This window comes from Pseudooceanicola sp. NS-SX8 (assembly GCF_057380755.1).
Genome location: NZ_CM170819.1, coordinates 1995967 through 2015213, shown reverse-complemented (window position 1 = coordinate 2015213; position 19247 = coordinate 1995967). Strand labels below are relative to the sequence as shown.

The window sequence follows — 19247 nt, the reverse complement described above, 5'->3', positions numbered from 1 at the left end:
CGATCCGCCCCGCACAGCGCGCTGATGCGACAAATTGCACCGCCCAGCCCGCCTTTCCGCAGCGGGCCATCCCTGCGATAGCAGGCGCATGTTTTCCTCGCCGTCCCGCGCTCTCCGTCCGCTGGTCCTGTCGCTGCTGCTGATCCTGGCCAGCGTCGTGTCGGCCATGCACATGGCACCGGACCGGGCCCCGGGCCGGACAATGGCGGCAGCCGGGGCCGCGATGCAGATGGCGGCCACCCACCCGGGCGCGCGCCACCTGAGCCACGGCCCCCACTCAGGCACGGACGACACGACGCCACCCTCGGGTCATGCCCGCCACCACTGCCCCTTCTGCCACCAGATGCCCGGCAGCCCGGCCCCGAAACGTCCGCTGACGATCGGGCGGCTGCTGACCCGTCTGCCCGCCCGCCCTGCCGGCCCCACCCCACGCCGCCCGGCGGCCTTCGATCACGCCTTCGCGCCCCGCGCTCCGCCACGGTTTGCCTGACCCCAGCCTTCCCCGACGCGCCCCGCGCCGTTCCTATCGGAGTACAGACATGCCTTCCCATTTCCACCAGACCCGCTTCCCCGGGCTCAAGGTGCCCAGCTTCCCCCACACCATCCCCCAGCCCGCAGCCTGCGTGACGGGCCTCTGCGCATCGGAGGGCCGGCGATGAAACTTACCGGCAAGACCGTCGCCCTGGGCCTCACCATCCTGACCATCCTCGCCGTCTTCGGGGCCTTCGTCATCGATCCGAAACTGCAGGCCAACCGGGCCGCCCTGCTGGGCCGTGGCGACTACACCCTGCAGATGACCGATGGCGGCACCTTCACCCAGGACACCCTGGCACAGGGCCCCTCTGCCGTCTTCTTCGGCTTCACCCACTGCCCCGACGTCTGCCCCACCACGATGGGCGACATCTCCACCTGGAAAGAGGACCTGCCGGAAGCGGAAAAGCTGAAGGTCTACTTCGTCTCCGTCGATCCGGAACGTGACACCCTGGACCTGCTGACCGACTACACCTCCTGGGTGCCGGGCGTGGTGGGCGTCACCGGCAGCTTTGCCGAGGCCGCAAAGGCGGTGGATGCCTTCAACATCTACGCCGTCCGGATGCCGCTCGCCGGGGGGGAATACACCATGGCCCATACCTCCTACGTGATGCTCTTCGACGAGAACGGCCTTTTCGTGGAAACCATCCCCTACCAGTCCGATCCCGCCGTGGCGGAGGAAAAGATCGCCAACCTGCTGGCAGGCAACCCCGCAGGCCGGGGCGCGCGCATGCCCGACGACCTGCTGGGCGCGATCTGCTACACGCTTCAGGGCAACATCCTCTGACCCGGGAACCGGGGCGCGGCCGGGGCAACAGGCCCGGCCGCGCTCAGACCTCGCCGCGCCTTGCCCGGCGCAGCCCCGGCAAGGCGATGGAAAACAGCACCAGCGCCACCACCGCGTAGATCACCGCGCCGGCCCATTCGTAGCACCAGACGCCAAGCACCCCGCCCAGGAAGAAACCCCCGAGCGTGGTGACATGCAGCAGCATGCGGGAGGTCAGGACCTGCCGCTGCTCATCGCCGCCCCGCGCCAGCAACTGCGCCGCGCCCAGCCCGATATCCGTGGCAATGCCGGACACATGGGTGGTGCGCACCCGCCCGTCCGAAATCCGGGTGGAGGCGCCATTCTGCAACCCCATCAGAAAGCTCAGCCCCGTCATCAGCAGGCCCGCGCCAAGGACGTCGGGCCAGGCCAGCTCGGCCCCCGCCAGCAAGAGCAGCAGGCAGGCTTCCAGCAGGATGCTCAGCGAATAGATGCCCCGAACGCGCAGGCGCCGCCCCACCTCGATCAGCAGGCCGGACACGAAGGCGCCCAGGACGAAGCCCGTGATCAGCACCAGGAAGCCGAGGGCAAGCCGCAGCCGGCCAAGCGCCAGGAAATCCGAAAGCGAGGACAGGTTGCCGGTCATGTTGGCAGAGAAATAGCCAAGCGCCCGGAACGAGGCCGCGTTGACGGCCCCCGCGACCAGCGACAGCCAGATCGCAAGCTTGAGGTCGACCGCGGCACTGCGGTCCTGCCCGACATGTATCAGCAAGGGTCTGCTCCGGGATGCGTGCTGCCCACAGGCTGACAGCTTGTGCCGCCGGAAGGCAAGCCGTCCCGGGCAGGCTCAGGCCGAAGGGTGGCCCTGACCCCACATCCGCTGCGCATCCCGCTGCAACTGCCGTGCCTCGATGCGCGACAGCAGATCCTGCGCCAGGGCGCTGTCGCCATTACTGCGCTCCAGCGACTTTTCCCAGGCGCGCAGGGCCGAACGCGGCGACCACGGCAGGGCCGCCTGGGCCAGCCAGCGGCGCAATTCACAGGGCAACCGGTCGTATTTCGCCATCGGGTCGCCCTGCCGGACGCGCCGTTTCAGGCTGCTGCGCGCATTCCGCCCCCCCTGGCCCGGCGCCTTTGCCCCTGCGTTCATGCCGTCCCCCTTTGCCGGGCACGCCCTCCGACGGCCCAACCAAGGGCCCGGCCAGCCGCCGGAGCCCCCTGTTCCATCACGCCCTCACCGGGGATGCCCTGCCAAAAGACGGCAGCGCACCCCCGGTCGCGAACAGATCCAAGGATCTCCGCGCCGGTCCCTTCAACGATGCTGACCGCATCTATGTCCGTGAGTGCAGCGGACAGCATCATGCCGCCTGAGGTGCACGTCGCCACAGCGGGAAGGGATCGGGAAGGTCTTCCCAGGCTTCGGGCGTGAAGCCGGTATCGCCCTGCACAAGCGCGCCATCCAGCGCCCGGGTGATCGCCTCTCGGTCCATTCCGGTGCCGATGAAGACGATTTCCTGGCGACGGTCCCCGTAGGGTGCCTCCCAATGCGCATCCAGGTAGGCCAGCGCCTCCGGATGGGTCGGGCGACGGTCCTCGGGCACGGTGGCCCACCACATGCCCAGCGGACGCACACTGCTGATCGCACCGGCGAGGGAGAATTCGGCCAGCCATTCCGGGCGCGTCGCGATCCAGAAATGCCCCTTGGCGCGGATCACCCCCGGCAGCGCCCCGTTCAGCACATCGTGGATGCGCTGCGGATGGAACGGCTTGCGGGCGCGGTAGACGAAGGAGGAAACACCGTATTCCTCGGTTTCCGGCACGTGATCCTCGAACCCGTAAAGCTCCTTTGCCCAGAGCGGGTGTTCATGGGCGGTGTCGAAATCGAACAGCCCGGTATCCAGGATCCGCCCCGGCGCCACCTGGCCATAATCGGTTTCGATGATCTGGGCATCGGGGTTCAGCGACACCACGATCTTGCGCGCAGCGTCCAGCTTCTCGGGCCCCGCATCGCTCACCTTGTTCAGGATGACGATATCGGCGAACTCGATCTGATCGACCAGCAGGTCCACCAGCGTCCGCTCATCCTCCGCCCCCAGGCTTTCACCGCGGTCGGCGATGAAATCATGGCTGGCGTAGTCGTTCAGCAGGTTCGCCGTATCGACCACCGTCACCATCGTGTCCAGCCGCGCCACGTCCGAAAGGCTCTGCCCGCGCTCGTCGCGGAACTCGAAGGTCGCGGCCACCGGCAGGGGCTCGGCGATCCCGGTGCCCTCGATCAGCAGGTAGTCGAACCGCCCTTCCGCCGCCAGGCGCCGCACCTCGATCAGCAGGTCGTCGCGCAGGGTGCAGCAGATGCAGCCGTTGGTCATCTCGACCAGCTTCTCTTCCGTCTGGCTCAGGTCCGCACCACCGTCGCGCACCAGGTCCGCGTCGATGTTCACCTCGGACATGTCGTTCACGATCACGGCGACCCGGCGCCCCTCGCGGTTGTTCAGCACCGCGTTCAAAAGCGTGGTCTTCCCGGCACCAAGGAACCCCGAGAGAACGGTGACGGGCAATCTGTCGTCTTTCGCCGGCATTTTCGCACTCCTGATATGTTATACTGTAACTATATCGGCAGTCCCGAAGCGCTTGCAACCCGGAAGAGGCGCAAGAAGACGCCGGAACGGCATGCCTCGGCAGCATCACGCGGGCGGAAGACCCGGTCGGGATCGGACCATCCGGGCCCGCAGGCTCAAAAAGGTGGCGACCGCAGGATACTGCCGCCCCGGGGCATCTTTCGCCCACGGCCCGGGCACCGCCCGTAACTGCTTGCGAATGCGTCAACTTCACGCAACGATGCCCTGCGGCAACCTGCCGGCGGGCGCCGGCCCGCAGCGCCCCGCACCACGGCTCGGCCTTTCTGCCGGGCACGCCGAACGCTATAGTCCCCCCGGGGTGCGCCCGCCCGCAACCCGCTGTCCCACGCTGATCCCAGGCGAACCCATCCATGACCAGCCCGCAGAAGTTCAACATCGTCATCGTCGGTCAATCCGGCCGCCTGCAGTACGAGGCCGCGCTCTTCGCCGCCTCCCTGCGGGCCCGCAGTCCGGCCTTCTCGGGTCGCCTCTTCGTGGCCGAACCGCAGCCCGGCGCCCGCTGGCAGGACGATCCGCGCATGTCCAACCCCGCGGTGCGGGACTTGCTTCAGACCCTCGGGGCAGAGATCCTGCCCTTCGCCTCCGACCACTTCGGCAGTGCCTACCCCCATGGCAACAAGATCGAATGCCTTTTCGCCCTGCCCCCCGGCGAACCCTTCGTCTTCTTCGACAGCGACACCCTGGTGCTGGATGAACTCACCGATGTGCCCTTCGACTTCGACCGCCCCACGGCGTCGATGCGACGCGAAGACACCTGGCCCACGATCGAGCTTTACGGCCCGGGCTACACCGAGATCTGGAAGAGCCTTTACGACCGCTTCGGCCTGGATTTCGAAAGCTCGCTCGACACCGCCTGGCCCGATGAATTCTGGCGCCGATACCTCTATTTCAACGCGGGCTTCTTCTTCTACAAGGATCCCCAGGTCTTCGCGCAACGCTTCCTCGACTACGCCCTGGAGATCCGGGACAACCCGCCCGCGCCGCTGATCTGCCAGACGATGGACCCCTGGCTGGACCAGGTCGCCCTGCCGCTGGTGATCCATTCCCTGGGCGGCGGGCGCGACACCCTGCCCGACGGCTGGCTGGACGGGCGCAGCACCTGCCACTACCGGGTCCTGCCCCTGCTCTATGCCCGCGAAGCCGACCGGGTCGTCGAAACGCTCGAAACCGTGGTGGCGCCCAACAAGATCAAGAAGGTGCTGAAACAGTACGATCCGATCAAGCGGATGGTGCTGCAGGGGCGCGGCGCCAAGGTGCGCGCGCTCTTCGATCAGAACGACCTGCCCCGCAAGGAACAGGCGATCCGCAACAAGATCCGCCGCGAAGGCCTGTGGATGCGCTGACGGGCGCAATCCCTGGTTGCGTCATGCAACACCCCCTCCCGTCAGGGTTCCTCACCTTCCGCTGCGGACACGATTGCATGATCGTTTTCCCGCCGATCCCGGCCGCCCCCCTTTGCGCCGCCCCCGGGCTGGGGTAGTGTTCCACGCGAACCCGGACAGTTAGCACCCCTTCTTGAAGTCGTGCCCGGTCGAGACTTCGGTCACGCACCCGGCCACGACCCCGACGAGACGCACCGCAGGACCCATGCGACCGAATTTTGCGCTGAACATCCTCGCCGACGGGGTGGACCTCCTCCACCGCGCGTCGCCCGGCTGGGAACGTGTGGGTCACGTGCCCTTCGATGCCCCCGCCACCGCCTTCACCGATCTGCGCCGCCTGGGCGAAAGCCTCGACGAGGCGCCGATGCGCTGCAAGGTCGTCATTCCCGAAGAGCAGATCCGTTACCTGACGCTCTACACCGGCTCCGCCACCGGCGAAGACCGGCGGGCGATGATCGCCGAGCACCTGGCGGAGGCCACGCCCTACCCGCTGACAGAGCTCGAATTCTGCTGGTCCACCTCCGGGCGCACCGCCCATGTGGCCGCCGTGGCCCGCGAAACCCTGCAGGAGGCAGAGGCCTTCCTCGCCCCGCATGGCTTCAACCCGGTATCCTTCGTCGCCATGCCCGGGGATAACGGCTATATCGGCGAACCCTATTTCGGGCCGAGCGAGCTGTCGCACACCCTTCTGAACGGCGTCCCCGCGCAGCGCGATCCGGTGCAGATCCACATCCTTGGCAACGCCACCCTGCCCGAACCGGCGGCGCCCGCAGCACCGACGAATCCCGATGAAGGAGGGAACGCCGAGTCAGCTGAAAAGGCATCTGAAAAGACCGCCGAAGGACCCGCTGCCCCCACCGGGGGAGCCTCCGAACAGACTGCCGAAAAGGCCCCCGAACCGGCGCAACCTGCGACACCGGACGCGGCGCCCGACGCGGCAAAGGACGCCCCTTCCGGCGCGCCGGCACATGCGGCTGCCCCGGACGAAAAGGACAAGACCGACGCGGGCACCTCGGGCGAGCAAATGCCCCCGGCCCCCGCCGGGGCGGAGCCTCCGGCGCCCAAGGTGGATTTCCGGAGCCGCCGCGATCTCTTCGATCTTGAGCCCCCGGCAGAGCAATCCGCCACGCCCGAAGCGCCCGAAGCGGAATCCCCCGCCCCCAAGTCCACTGCATCCAAGTCCACTGCATCCAAATCCACTGCCCCCAAATCCGAGGCGCCGCAAACCCCGGCGAAGCCTGCCCCCGTGGCGGCAGCGCCCGCAAAGGATCACCCGACGGGCCCCGCAACGGCCAGCTTCAGCTCGGTCCGGGGCGGCGATGGCACACCGCCGAAGGCCCCCGTTGCCAGCCGCGCGCCCGTGGCCGCGCCGCCCTCGGCGGGCCCTGCCATTGCGGGTCCCACCTCTACGGAACCGACCGCGGACCCGGCAATGCCAGAGGCAACGCCGCCGAAAAGCACCATCGAAAGCCTGACGCCCACCGGCACCCCGGCGACCGAAGACACCCGGTTCGGCGCGCTGCTGCGCAACCGCGCTCGCCAGGCGGCGGCGCGGCCCGATCCCGTGCCCACCCCTCCGGTGGACACCGCCCCCGCCGTATCAAAGGCCGCAAAGGCAGAGACGCCGGACATCCCCGCCTTCCTCACCGAAGGCAACGCGGACAGCTCCGAAAAGGGCACCCCCGACGGAAAAGAGACTGCGCACGAAAAGGACACCGGGAAGGCTGGCACTGAAAAGCCGGCCCCCGAAGGATCCGTCGCAGGCAAACCCGACCCCGCCGCACCCGGCTCCTCAACCGCCAAGTCAGCACCCCCCACCCGGGAAAGCGAGGCAGAGCAGCTGACCGTCTTCGGCGCCCGCCCCGATCAGGCCGCCGCGAAACCCCGGGCCCGGCTGTCCCGCCCCGCGATTGCCGCGGTGCTGCTGCTGGGTCTGGGCGTTGCAGGCTGGGCCGCGATCTCCGGCCCGGACGCCCTGCGCGGGATCTTCGGCGGCGACCAACCGGCAGAGCCGCAGGCGACCGGCAGTGCCCCCCTCTCCGGCAGCATGCCGGAACTGGCGGCGGCCCCTGACGCCCCCGCCACCCCGCAGACCGACGCGGATACCACGCCCGCGATCACCGCGCAGGACAGCCCTGCCGACGCCACCACGACGGCCAGCCAGCCGCAGCGCCCCGTGCCGGAACCGCGTATCAAGATGGATATCCGCCCGGCCCCCGCCACCCCGGCAGAAGCCGCCGCGCGCTATGCCGCGACCGGGATCTGGCAACGCGCGCCCGGCGCCCCGGTGGCCCCCGTGGCCACCGAACTGGGCGAGATCGAGGTCGCCTCGATCTCCACCGTCGACCGTGCGCAGCCTGTCACGGGCCTGATCGACACCGAAGTGCAGCCGCCCCTGTCGGCCTTCCAGTCGCCTCCGCTGCCGCCGACGCCCGACCAGGACTTCGTGCTGGATGACCGTGGGCTGGTGGCCGGAACGCCGGACGGCGCCCTTACTCCCGAAGGGCATATGGTCTACCTCGGCCGGCCGGAGGTGACGCCGCCCACCCGGCCCGCCAGCCTGGCGCCCCCCGCGCCCGCGCCCCAGGATCCCGCCCCTCAGGTTCCCACCACCGGGACCACCACGGACAGTGCAGCGGCGGGTACGGCCACACCGGAAGACGTGCCGGAAGACGCGCCGGCCACCGGCCCCTCCGGCAATGAACTCGCCACGATCTACGGCAACATGCGCCCGCGCCTGCGGCCCGACGACCTCGTCCCCGAAGAGCTGGAGGCAGAGCCGGAGCCGGACACGGAACTGCCCCCTGATGACCTGGCCCCAGAAGATCAGGGCACCGAACTTGCCACCGCCGAAGCGGTGCGCCCCCGCGCCCGGCCCGCCGATTTCGCGGCCCAGATCGCGGCGGCCCAGGCCATTCGCGCGCCCGCGCCCACGCCCGCACCGGCTACGGTCACGCCCTCCGGGCCGACCCAGCCTTCGGTCGCGCGCCAGGCCACGGTGGAAAACGCCATCAAACTGAACCAGATCAACCTGATCGGGATCATGGGCGATCCCTCCGACCGGTCAGCCCTGGTGCGCCTGGCCAGCGGCAGCATCAAGAAGGTCAAGGTCGGCGACAGGCTGGACGGCGGCCGCGTCGCCGCGATCAGCGAAGCGCAGCTGCGCTACGTCAAGGGCAACCGCAGCGTCGTCCTCTCCATGCCAGACTAAGCAGCACCCGCCACGTCCCTCAACCGGGTGCCGAACGGGGTCACGCTCCGCCCGCCGGGGCGACCGGCCCGGCGCAGAGCGCCTGCCCGAGAATTTGATCGGATACCCGGCAATTTAGCGGCGCTTGTCCACAGTTGCGCTGTTGCACCTGCGGCGTGCCGGTCACTATCATTGACCTGACGGGCGGCCGCTGGCGCCCCCGCGGTCCCGTTTCAGCGCCAGCCCCAGGAGACATGATGGAAGGCTTCCTCTACCAGGCCACGGTTTACCTCTGCGCGGCAGTGATCGCGGTGCCCATATCGGCACGCCTGGGGCTGGGTTCGGTCCTGGGTTACCTGGCCGCCGGCATCGCCATCGGCCCGGCCCTGCACCTGATCGGCCATGAAAGCCACGACCTGCGCCACTTCGCGGAATTCGGCGTGGTCATGATGCTCTTCCTCATCGGGCTGGAGCTGGAACCGCGGGCGCTGTGGAACATGCGGCACAAGCTGCTGGGCCTGGGCGGGCTGCAGGTGGTGCTGACCATGCTGGCCGTGATGGGCGCGGGCATGGCCTTTGGCCTGCCCTGGCAATCGGCCCTGGCCGTCGGCATGATCCTGGCGCTCTCCTCCACCGCCATCGTGCTGCAGACGCTGTCGGAAAAGGGGCTGATGCAGACCCAGGGCGGACGCTCGGCCTTCGCGGTGCTGCTGACCCAGGATATCGCGGTGATCCCGATGATCGCCGCCCTGCCGCTGCTGGCCCTGCCCGGGCTGCTGACCTTCTCTCCCGACGGCTCGATCTCCGTACCCACGGCGGAAACCGCCCATGAAACCATGTCGCTGGTGCAGGGCCTGCCCGGCTGGGGCGTGACCCTGGTGACGCTCGGCGCGGTGGCCGCCGTCATCCTCATCGGCATCTACCTGATCGGCCCGGTCTTCCGCTTCATCCACTCCGCCCACCTGCCGGAGATGTACACCGCCCTGGCCCTGGCCATCGTCATCGGCATCGCCTTCCTGATGAACCTCGTCGGCCTCTCTCCTGCGCTCGGCACCTTCCTCGCCGGGGTCGTGCTGGCCAACAGCGAATTCCGGCACGAACTGGAAAGCGACATCGAACCCTTCAAGGGGCTGCTGCTGGGGCTCTTCTTCATCACTGTCGGTGCGGGCATCGACTTCGGCACGCTGCTGGATGCGCCCTTCCGCATCTTCGGCATCGCGCTCGGCGTCATGGCGCTGAAGGGGATCATCCTCTTCGGCCTCGGCCGCCTGTTCAAGCTGCGCAGCCGCAACCTGATGCTCTTCACCCTCGGCCTTGCCCAGGCCGGTGAATTCGGCTTCGTGCTGATCTCCTTCTCCGAACAGGTCAACGTCCTCGAAGGGGCGCTTGCCTCGGAACTCCTGCTGGCCATCACCCTGACGATGCTGCTGACCCCGCTGTTCTTCATCGCCTACGACCGGCTGTCGAACCGCATCAAGGACGGAGAGACCCCGGACGAGCCCGATGAGATCGAGGACGACGGCCCGGTCATCATCGCCGGCATCGGCCGCTTCGGCCAGATCGTGAACCGCATGGTGCAAAGCACGGGTTTCAAGACCGTCGTGCTGGACAACAACATGAACACCATCGCCCTGATGCGGCGCTTCGGGTTCAAGGGCTACTTCGGCGATCCGACGCGGCCCGACATCCTGCATGCGGCGGGCCTCGACAAGGCGCGCGTTCTGGTCGCCGCCATGGACGACAACGATGCCGTCACCCGGCTGGTCACCTATGCCCGCGCGCAGCGGCCCGACCTGCACATCATTGCCCGCGCCTACGACCGGACCCATGTCTACGCGCTCTACAAGGCGGGCGCCGACGACATCGTGCGCGAAACCTTCGACAGTTCACTGCGCGCCGGACGCTACGTGCTGGAAAACATCGGCCTGACCGATTTCGAAGCCGCCGAGGCAGAGAAGATCTTCTCCCAGCACGACCGTACCGCCGTGCGCGAACTGGCCGAGCTGTGGGATCCGGCGATCCCCCCGGGCAAGAACGAAGCCTACATCGCCCGCTCGCGGGAGCTGGAAAAGGGCCTCGAAGCGGCCCTTCAGGCCCAGCTCAGCGACGAGGACACGGCAGCCTGATCGCAGACCGCCGTCACCGGACAAACGGGCCGTGACCGAACCCCGGTCACGGCCCTTTTTTCACTCTTCCGACACGCCTGCCTCGGCAAAGGTCGCCATGCCGGAATGGCAGGCCACGGCGGCCTTCAGGATGTTGATCGCCAGCGCGGCGCCCGATCCCTCGCCCAGCCGCAGCCCGAAATCCAGAAGCGGCGCCTTGCCCAACTCCCGCAACAGGCGGCCATGGGCGCCCTCGGCGCTGACATGGCCCGCCACGCAGTGATCCAGCGCCCCGGCCTCCTCTGCCTGCAGGCAGGCGGCGGCCGCGCAGCAGATGAAGCCGTCCAGGATCACCGGAATCCGCAGATCCCGCGCCCGGGCAATGGCCCCCGCCATGGCCACCACCTCGCGTCCGCCGAGGCAGCGCAGCACCTCGAGCCCGGCGCGCCCCGGGTTCGCCGCCACGGCCTCTGCCACGACCTCGGCCTTGCGGCGCACGCCCGCCGGGTCCAGCCCGGTGCCGCGCCCGGCCCAGTCGGCCGCCTCGCGCCCGTAAAGCGCATGGGCAATCGCGGCGGCAGAGGTCGTGTTGCCGATCCCCATCTCGCCCGTCACCAGCAGGTCGGCCTGCGGATCCACCGCCGCCCAGCCCGCGTTCAGCGCCGCTATGAACTCCGCCTCGGTCATCGCCGGGCCCTTGCTGAAATCGGCGGTCGGCCGGTCCAGCTCCAGCGGAACGATGGACATGGCCGCCCCCGCCACCCCGGCCAGCTGGTTCACCGCCGCGCCGCCGGCCTCGAAATTGGCGACCATCTGCACCGTCACCTCCGCCGGAAAGGCAGAGATGCCGCGCGACACGACCCCGTGGTTGCCCGCGAAAATCACCACCTGCGGCGCCTCCAGCGCCGGCCGCCCGTCCCCGCGCCAGCCCGCGTACCAGATCGCCAGATCCTCCAGCCGGCCAAGCGCGCCCGGCGGCTTGGTCAGCATCCCGTTGCGTTCGGCCGCCGCCGCCAGGGCCACCTGGTCGGGCTGCGGGGCATCGCCCAGGCGGGCGCGCAGATCATCGGGGGAGTTGAGGAGATCGGTCATGTCGGCTCCATTGCATTTCGACAGTGACCCGTGTCTAACCCCTGCCAAACGCGGAGCAAGGTGCAATATGACCCCGACACGTGCCTGGAACGATCTTCTCTCCGCCCTCGGGCTGCTCAGCCGCCTGCCCCTGCCCGCCCATGACGCCCGCGGCGCCCCCGCCGCCTGGGCCTACCCGCTGGCGGGCGTGGTGATCGCCCTGCTCTCCGGCCTCGCAGGCTTCCTCGCCCTCTGCCTCTCGCTGCCCCCCGAAGCGGCGGCGCTGCTGGCGTTGGCTGTTTCGGTCGTCACCACGGGCGCGCTGCACGAAGACGGGCTCGCCGACATGGCCGACGGTTTCTGGGGCGGCACCACCCGCGACCGGCGGCTGGAGATCATGAAGGACAGCCGCATCGGCAGCTACGGCGTGCTGGCGCTCGGCCTGTCGCTGATCGCGCGCTGGCTGGCGCTGACGGCCCTCTTCGGCGATCACGGCGCGCTCTGGGCGATGATCGCCGCCATGGCGCTGTCGCGCGCAGCCATGCCGGTGCTGATGGCCGCCCTGCCCGCCGCCCGCGCGGGCGGGCTGTCGCGCGCCGTGGGCGTGCCCTCGCCCCAGGTGGCGCTTTCGGGCGCGCTGATCGCGGGGGGCCTCGCCTATCTCTGCCTCGGCTGGGGCGGCAGCGTGGCGGTCCTGGTGACAGCCCTGGTCACCCTCGGCATCGCCCGCCTCTCTGCCCGCAAGATCGGCGGCCAGACCGGCGACGTCCTGGGCGCAACCCAGCAGCTCGTCGAAACCGCCGTGCTCTTCACCGCCATCGCCTGACCATCCCCGCCAGGGACCCGAACAGGCCAAAACAAAAAGAGCCGCCCGAAGGCAGCTCTTCCGTTCTTTCGAACCTGCGGCGCCCGATCAGGCGGCGCGGCTCACCAGGACCTCGTCCACCTGCTTGGCGGCGGCCACTTCATCCCCACCGGAGACGGCAGCAACTTCGCGGGTCAGACGCTCCAGCGCGGCTTCGTACAGCTGACGCTCGGAGTAGGACTGCTCGCGCTGGTCGTCGCTGCGGTGCAGGTCGCGCACCACTTCGGCGATGGCGATCAGGTCGCCGGAGTTGATCTTCTGTTCGTATTCCTGCGCCCGGCGGGACCACATGGCGCGCTTCACCTTTGCCTTGCCCTTCAGGGTCTTCATGGCCTGGTTCACCACGTCCGGGGTGGACAGGGACCGCATGCCGATCTCGGTGGCCTTGTTGGTGGGAACGCGCAGCGTCATCTTGTCCTTCTCGAAGGAGATGACGAAGAGTTCCAGCGGGATCCCCGCGATTTCCTGGCTCTCGATGGAGACGATCTGCCCCACGCCATGGGCCGGATAAACAACGTAGTCGTTCGGGCGGAACTCGGATTTCTTCGTTTTGGTCATAGAGCTTCTTCCTCAATACCCGAGCATCAGAGGGCACAAAAAAGTCCGGCATCGCACAGCGATACCAAACGCGGTTTTGCAACTCTCAAGATATCGGTCCCGCGGTCAGCAGCGCCCGCGGTCCGGGCAAGGGCAGTCTTTGTCATGTGTGGAGACAATGTATACCACAGAATCACCCACAAATCAAAGCACCACGCACAAATGCGCAGCACTTCGTGAATCGGTGCCTTTTCGCGCCCTGATCAGCCGCCTTCGCCCGGCGCCTCGGAGAAGTATTTCTCCAGCTTGCCGCTCTCGCCGTCGTGCTTGTCGGCATCGGGCATCGGATCCTTCTTGGAAATGATGACCGGCCAGAGCTCGGAATACTTGCGGTTGAATTCGACCCACTTGTCCATGTCCGGCTCGGTATCGGGGCGGATCGCGTCGGCCGGGCATTCCGGTTCGCAGACGCCGCAGTCGATGCACTCGTCGGGATGGATCACCAGGGTATTCTCGCCCTCGTAGAAGCAATCCACCGGGCAGACTTCGACACAGTCGGTGTATTTGCAGGCGATGCAGTTATCGGTGACGACGTAGGTCATGGCTTACTCTCGAATGTCGAACAGTGGCCTAGCTAGACCAGCATGCGGGATCATTCAAGCGGTCCGCGACGATCAAGATCGAGTTTCCTGCGGTCACGCTTGGTGGGACGAGAATTGCCCTCGATCCGGGCAATCGGGGGAACCTCTTTCTTCTCCTGCTGCTCCGGCGGAGAGAGGTCCTCGTAAAGGGCCTGGGCTTCCGGGGCCGGCCCGCGCCGGGTGCCAAGGGCCGCGATCTTCACGACCCGGATCAGGCGCCCCTGCGGAAAGGTCAGCACATCGCCCGGCCCCACGGCGGCAGAGGCCTTGGCGGCCCGGTTGCCGTTCACCCGCAGGTGCCCGCCGGTGACGCAGGCGGCGGCAAGGCTGCGGCTCTTGAAGAACCGCGCCTGCCACAGCCATTTGTCGACGCGCATGCGGGGGACCGGTGCGTCCAAGGATCAGTCCTTGGTCTTCAGGCCCATCAGCGCCGCGGCAAAGGGATTGTCCGGATCGATCCGGTCCTTCTTCTTGGGCGGCGCGGATTCGAAGGTCTTGGCCTTGTTGCCACCGCCGCGCGGGCCATCGCCCTTGCGGCCCTTGGGCTTGCCACCGCCCTTCGGACGGTCACCCTTGGTGAACTTGCCACCGCCGGAACGTTCGCCCTGCGGACGATCGCCACGGGGGCGACCACGGCCACCTTCGCGGTTCTGGCGCGCGGCACGACCGGCCCAGGTGAAGGTGAAGAACACCTCCATCTCCGGCTCGCCCTCTGCCGCCTCGGCGGAGGCTGCGGCCTCTTCCGCGGCAGGCTCTGCTGCTGCGGGCTCGGCTGCGGCTTCCGCTGCGGGCGTTTCCACGGCAGGTGCTTCTGCCGGGGTTTCGGCCGATGCTTCTGCGGCAGGCTCTGCCGTCTCTGCGGGGGCCTCCCCTGCGGCTTCGGGTGCGGCTTCCGCGGCCGGGGCCTCTGCCGCAGGCGCTTCCGCCACCGGCTTGGCCTTCGTGCGTTCGCCCTTCTCGGCCTTGTAGCCCAGGCCCTGCATCAGGTCGGAAAACTGCTCCAGCGTCATGCCGGTGATCGACAGCATGTCGGCCTTGGCCTCGAACCCGCCACGGCTGTCCTCGCCGCGCAGCATGTCGGCCAGGCGTTCCAGCATGTCGATGCGGATGGCGCGTTCACCGGCGGCGCGGTAGCCCGCCATGGCGAAATAGCCCTGCGGCAGGTCCTTTTCGGCCGGCACGGTCACCAGACCTGGCGGCGGTGCCTCCGGGAACTCCTGCAGGTTCTTCGACAGCGACCACAGCACCAGGCGCAGACGCGTCGGCGCGGGTTTCAGCAGAAGCGGCATGAAGATCGTGTACTGGCCGAACCGGATGCCATGCTTGCGCAGCGCGCCCCGGGCGTCCTGATCCAGCTGCTTGACCTCGTCGGAGACCTCGCCCCGCGGCAGGATGCCCAGGCTTTCCACCATGCGGAAGCCGAAGCCCCGCGCCAGGCCGGTCAGCGTCTCGTCGCGCTGCAGGTTCAGCAGCGGTTCGAACAGCGCCGCGACCTTGCGGTCGATGAAATGCTGCAGGCGGCGTTGCACCTTCTGCGCCACGTCCGGGCCCGCCTCGTCATCGACGAAGGCCACGACCTGCGGCTTCAGCGGCTCCGCCCCGGCGGCCAGCTTGCCGACCGCCTGGTCGCCCCACATCAGCCCACCCTGTTCGGTGAAGTCGATCTCGGTATCCGGCGCGTTGTAGAAACGATCCGCACGCAGGTTGAAATGGGGCACAAGCGCCTGAAGGCTGGCCTGGCGAATGGTCTTCGCCTCCTGCCCCTCGGCCTCCTTGTCCTGCCGGAAACGGAAACCTTCCAGCTTGCCCACGAATTCGCCTTCGACGGTCACTTCGCCGGTTTCACTCACATCGGCCAAGAGGGCCTCCTTCTGCTTGAGCCGCCGCATCAGCACGCTGGTACGCCGGTCCACAAATCTCTGGGTCAAACGTGCGTGAAGCGCGTCCGACAAGCGGTCTTCTACCGCCCTTGTCTCGTCCCGCCAATGACTTTCGTCGTCAACCCAGCCATTCCGCTGTGCCACGTAGGTCCATGTGCGGATGAACGCCAACCGCTTGGAAAGGGCGTCGATATCCCCCTCCGTACGGTCGATGCGGCGAATCTGCGTGGCCAGCCAGTCATCCGGCACCCGCCCGCTTTCGTGCAGGAACCCGTAAATCCGCGCCAGAAGCGTCGCATGTTCGTTCTGACTGATTCCCCTGAAATCGGGAATCCGGCACACGTCCCACAGCAACCGGACCGAGGCCGCGTCAGAGGCCCGCGCCCGCACCTCCGCCTCGCTCGACATGTTCTTCAGCGCGATCAGGTCGTCCGCCTCCCGGGCGCGCAGCAGCCGTTCGTCCTTCGGCGCGACCTCCAGCGAATGGATCAGCGCGTCGATCGACCCGAAGTTCAGCGCGTGGTTGCGCCAGTTCAGCTTGCGCACCGGGGCGAAGCGATGCTCCTCGATGGCCTCCGCCAGTTCCGGGTCCAGCGACCCGGCCTCGCCCGTGACGCCAAAGGTGCCATCCGACATGCCACGCCCCGCGCGCCCGGCGATCTGGCCCAGCTCATGCGGGAACAGCTCCCGCATGCGCCGCCCGTCGAACTTCGTCAGCGAGGAAAACGCCACGTGCCGCACATCCAGGTTCAGGCCCATGCCGATGGCATCCGTCGCCACCAGGTAATCCACGTCGCCGTTCTGATAAAGATCCACCTGGGCATTCCGCGTCCGCGGCGACAGCGCCCCCATGACGACCGCGGCACCCCCCTTCTGGCGCCGGATAAGTTCCGCCACCGCATAGATATTATCGACAGAGAACCCCACCACCGCCGACCGCGTCGGCAGGCGCGAAATCTTCCGCCCGCCCGCATAGGTCAGCTGCGACATCCGCTCCCGCCGGACGAACTGCGCCTCGGGCAGCAGGTCGGCGATGACGCCCCGCATGGAATGAGAGCCCAGGAACATCGTCTCATGCTGGCCGCGCGCGCGCAGCAGCCGGTCGGTAAAGACATGGCCGCGCTCGGGATCGGCGCACAGCTGGATCTCGTCGATGGCCAGGAAGTCGCAGCCCATCCCCTCGGGCATGGCCTCCACCGTGCAGACCCAGTACTGGGTGCGCGGCGGCACGATGCGCTCCTCGCCGGTGACCAGCGCCACGACGGAGGGGCCGCGCGCGGCGACGATGCGGTCATAGACCTCGCGCGCCAGAAGGCGCAGCGGCAGGCCGATGACACCCGTCCGGTGCCCCAGCATCCGCTCGATGGCATAGTGGGTCTTGCCGGTGTTTGTTGGCCCGAGGACCGCGGTGATCCTGCCCTTTTGGGACATTCCCTGTCCTCTCCGAAACCTGCGTTCCGGTCAGATATCGCTGCCCGCGACCAGCTGTGCAAGCCGATCCCGTCCCGCGACCGCCCCTTCATGGGTCGGATAAAGCGACAACACGGCCTCGTATCCCGCGAAAGCGGCCTCCGGACGGCCGGTATCCTCCATGATCACGGCCAGGCCATAGGCGGCTTCGAAGTTCACCGGGTTCAGCGCGAGCGCCTGCACCAGGTCGGCCTGCGCCAGCCCCGGTTCATCCAGCTGGAAGAACACCATGGCCCGCGTGGCCCAGGCTTCGGCGAAATCCGGCGCATGGTCGATCAGCGCGGACAGATGACCCACGGCCTCCTCGAAATCGCCGCGGTTCAGCGCGTCGCGCCCCTTGCGCAGCAGCAGGTCCATGGAAGGCGACCCGGACCGCGACCAGATCAGGTCAAGCTCCCGCACGATCTGCTCCGCCTCGGCGGCATCGGCGCTGGCCAGGCTCGTCACCAGTCGCTGCACCTGCGGGTCCATGCCGCTTTCGCGGCTGCCCTGCACGCGGGTCTCCACGCGGGGCTCCGCCGGGCTGCCGACTTGCGGCGTGACCGAATCGTCGGCCAGCCCTAGACTCGGAAGTCCCAGGAATAACGCTGCGGCACTGGCGGCGAAGAACGATTTGAGATGTCGATTGAACACGGCCATGAGGCTTATAAGTGTAGCGCGAGGCGGGGCGTTTCATAGCCCCCAGTCATTCAAATTTGAAGGAAGCGCGACATGAGCGACGTAATTTCGGCAGCAGTGGCCGCCCTGAACGAGAAACTGGCAGGCGAAGGGATCGATTTCACCGCCAAGTTCGTGCTTGAAGGCGAAGGAGAGATCTTCGTCGGCTCCGACGGCGCCAAGCCCGCCGAAGCAGGGGATGAGGCCGACGTGACCATGACCGCCGATGCGGAGGTGTTTCAGGACATGCTTTCGGGAGATCTTAACCCGACCTCTGCCTTCATGACCGGCAAGCTCAGCATCGACGGCGACATGGGCACGGCAATGAAGCTCGGTTCGCTGCTGGCCTGATGCCGGGCGGCGGGGCCGACAGGAAAACCGCAAGGAAGGATTTTGCGATGACCACGTCACAGCTGACCGAAGCCCCGCTCTACGATGACGTTGCCGAAGGGCCGGCGGGCGGGCTCGCCCGCTGGGCCACCACGGCCGACGGGGTGCGCATCCGCCTCGTCCACTGGCCGCTCGACGGGGCGAAGGGCACGGTTCTGCTCTTCGCCGGTCGCACCGAATATGCCGAGAAATACGCCCGTGCGGCGGCCGACCTGGCCGCCCGCGGCTTTGCCACCCTGGTGCCCGACTGGCGTGGCCAGGGCCTGGCCGACCGGGTCGCGGGGGATCCGGCCCTGGGGCACGTCGCGCGGTTTTCCGATTACCAGCTGGATGTGCAGGCGACCCTTTCGGCCCTGCCGGAACTGGGCATATCCGGCCCGCTCTTCCTCCTGGCGCATTCCATGGGCGGCGCCATCGGCCTGCGCGCCCTGCACGACGGCCTGCCGGTGCAGGCGGCCGCCTTCACCGCGCCGATGTGGGGGATAGAGCTCAACCCGCTCGTGCGTCCCATCGCCTGGCTGCTGTCCAGCGCCTCCCACTACCTCGGCATGGCCGAGGCGCTCTCTCCCGGGACCAGGCCGCACACCTACGTCCTGTTCGAAGACTTCGCCGTCAACAAGCTCACCTCCGATCCGGAGATGTACGATTACATGCGCCGCCAGGCCCAGGCCCATCCCGACCTGATGATCGGCGGGCCGACGATGAAATGGCTCAACGAGGCGCTGCGCGAAATGCTGCGCCTGGCGCGCATGCCCTCGCCCGCCACGCCCTGCCTGACCTTCCTGGGCACCGATGAGGCCATCGTCTCTGCCCAGCGGATCCGTGATCGCATGGCCGCCTGGCCCGATGGGCAGCTGCAGCTGGTCGAAGGCGCCCGGCACGAGGTGATGATGGAAATCCCCGCGATCCGCGAACGCACCTTCGACCTCTGCGCCGATCATTTCACCGCCCACCTGACCGACAGCACCGGCTCCCGCGCCAGCGCCTGATCCCGGCCGGCAAGCACCCCGCCAGGGTCCTGCGCCCGCGACACGTTCGCGTGTGCCAGCCCCCTCGCACGCCCCCAGACGCCCCCTACAGGCGCCTGTCCGGGCGCCCGCGCACCCCCCGGCCTTGCTAGCCC

17 protein-coding genes are annotated in these 19247 nt (G+C 68.2%); 8 read left to right on the top strand and 9 right to left on the bottom strand.

Annotation, left to right across the window (positions count from 1 at the left end; genetic code table 11):
- Positions 1–88 precede the first annotated feature (88 nt).
- Both AC2IR1_RS09135 and AC2IR1_RS09130 read left to right on the top strand, forming a co-directional pair.
- The gene (locus AC2IR1_RS09135) at positions 89–490 is read left to right on the top strand and encodes a DUF2946 family protein (protein WP_486475971.1); all 402 of its coding nucleotides are present in this window, start codon (positions 89–91) and stop codon (positions 488–490) included.
- A gap of 165 nt (positions 491–655) precedes the next feature.
- Positions 656–1318 (top strand): SCO family protein, encoded by a 663-nt coding sequence (locus AC2IR1_RS09130; RefSeq protein WP_486475970.1) that lies wholly within the window; start codon positions 656–658, stop codon positions 1316–1318.
- Between the two features lie 43 nt (positions 1319–1361).
- Here the strand turns inward: AC2IR1_RS09130 and AC2IR1_RS09125 are convergent, their stop codons facing one another.
- The 3 genes from AC2IR1_RS09125 to AC2IR1_RS09115 all read right to left on the bottom strand — a co-directional run bounded on the left by AC2IR1_RS09125 (position 1362) and on the right by AC2IR1_RS09115 (position 3876).
- The gene (locus AC2IR1_RS09125) at positions 1362–2069 is read right to left on the bottom strand and encodes a YoaK family protein (protein WP_486475969.1); all 708 of its coding nucleotides are present in this window, start codon (positions 2067–2069) and stop codon (positions 1362–1364) included.
- Between the two features lie 75 nt (positions 2070–2144).
- Positions 2145–2447, bottom strand: a complete 303-nt coding sequence (locus AC2IR1_RS09120) for a DUF6525 family protein (protein WP_486475968.1) — start codon at positions 2445–2447, stop codon at positions 2145–2147.
- 208 nt (positions 2448–2655) lie between these two features.
- Complete coding sequence (locus AC2IR1_RS09115) at positions 2656–3876, bottom strand: GTP-binding protein (RefSeq protein WP_486475967.1); 1221 nt, start codon at positions 3874–3876, stop codon at positions 2656–2658.
- A 410-nt stretch (positions 3877–4286) separates the two neighbouring features.
- Between AC2IR1_RS09115 and AC2IR1_RS09110 the strand changes: the two genes are divergently transcribed.
- The 3 genes from AC2IR1_RS09110 to AC2IR1_RS09100 all read left to right on the top strand — a co-directional run bounded on the left by AC2IR1_RS09110 (position 4287) and on the right by AC2IR1_RS09100 (position 10634).
- A complete protein-coding gene (locus tag AC2IR1_RS09110; protein WP_486475966.1) occupies positions 4287–5279 on the top strand; it encodes a hypothetical protein in 993 nt (330 codons plus the stop codon).
- 244 nt (positions 5280–5523) lie between these two features.
- A complete protein-coding gene (locus tag AC2IR1_RS09105) occupies positions 5524–8529 on the top strand; it encodes a hypothetical protein (RefSeq protein ID WP_486475965.1) in 3006 nt (1001 codons plus the stop codon).
- Between the two features lie 236 nt (positions 8530–8765).
- Positions 8766–10634 carry a monovalent cation:proton antiporter-2 (CPA2) family protein gene (locus AC2IR1_RS09100; protein WP_486475964.1) on the top strand — a complete coding sequence of 623 codons (1869 nt, stop codon included), beginning with the start codon at positions 8766–8768 and terminating at the stop codon, positions 10632–10634.
- A gap of 60 nt (positions 10635–10694) precedes the next feature.
- Here AC2IR1_RS09100 and cobT read toward each other — a convergent pair whose 3' ends face one another.
- A complete protein-coding gene (gene cobT / locus AC2IR1_RS09095) occupies positions 10695–11705 on the bottom strand; it encodes a nicotinate-nucleotide--dimethylbenzimidazole phosphoribosyltransferase (protein ID WP_486475963.1) in 1011 nt (336 codons plus the stop codon).
- A gap of 67 nt (positions 11706–11772) precedes the next feature.
- Between cobT and cobS the strand changes: the two genes are divergently transcribed.
- A complete protein-coding gene (gene cobS / locus AC2IR1_RS09090) occupies positions 11773–12510 on the top strand; it encodes an adenosylcobinamide-GDP ribazoletransferase (protein ID WP_486475962.1) in 738 nt (245 codons plus the stop codon).
- Positions 12511–12597: 87 nt separating this feature from the next.
- On the opposite strand, the gene AC2IR1_RS09085 is transcribed toward cobS, so the two are convergent.
- The 5 genes from AC2IR1_RS09085 to AC2IR1_RS09065 all read right to left on the bottom strand — a co-directional run bounded on the left by AC2IR1_RS09085 (position 12598) and on the right by AC2IR1_RS09065 (position 17584).
- On the bottom strand, positions 12598–13107 hold the full coding sequence (locus AC2IR1_RS09085) for a CarD family transcriptional regulator (RefSeq protein WP_486475961.1): 510 nt from the start codon (positions 13105–13107) through the stop codon (positions 12598–12600).
- Positions 13108–13349: 242 nt separating this feature from the next.
- Complete coding sequence (fdxA, locus tag AC2IR1_RS09080) at positions 13350–13688, bottom strand: ferredoxin FdxA (RefSeq protein WP_486475960.1); 339 nt, start codon at positions 13686–13688, stop codon at positions 13350–13352.
- A 50-nt stretch (positions 13689–13738) separates the two neighbouring features.
- Entirely contained in the window at positions 13739–14104 is a 366-nt protein-coding gene (locus AC2IR1_RS09075; protein ID WP_486476389.1) for an RNA-binding S4 domain-containing protein, read from the bottom strand.
- A gap of 24 nt (positions 14105–14128) precedes the next feature.
- Positions 14129–17038 carry a helicase-related protein gene (locus AC2IR1_RS09070; RefSeq protein WP_486475959.1) on the bottom strand — a complete coding sequence of 970 codons (2910 nt, stop codon included), beginning with the start codon at positions 17036–17038 and terminating at the stop codon, positions 14129–14131.
- Between the two features lie 30 nt (positions 17039–17068).
- A complete protein-coding gene (locus AC2IR1_RS09065) occupies positions 17069–17584 on the bottom strand; it encodes a tetratricopeptide repeat protein (RefSeq protein WP_486475958.1) in 516 nt (171 codons plus the stop codon).
- A gap of 204 nt (positions 17585–17788) precedes the next feature.
- On the opposite strand from AC2IR1_RS09065, the gene AC2IR1_RS09060 reads away from it, so the two are divergent.
- Both AC2IR1_RS09060 and AC2IR1_RS09055 read left to right on the top strand, forming a co-directional pair.
- On the top strand, positions 17789–18085 hold the full coding sequence (locus tag AC2IR1_RS09060; RefSeq protein WP_486475957.1) for an SCP2 sterol-binding domain-containing protein: 297 nt from the start codon (positions 17789–17791) through the stop codon (positions 18083–18085).
- 47 nt (positions 18086–18132) lie between these two features.
- Positions 18133–19113 carry an alpha/beta fold hydrolase gene (locus AC2IR1_RS09055; RefSeq protein ID WP_486475956.1) on the top strand — a complete coding sequence of 327 codons (981 nt, stop codon included), beginning with the start codon at positions 18133–18135 and terminating at the stop codon, positions 19111–19113.
- The last annotated feature ends 134 nt before the right edge of the window (positions 19114–19247 follow it).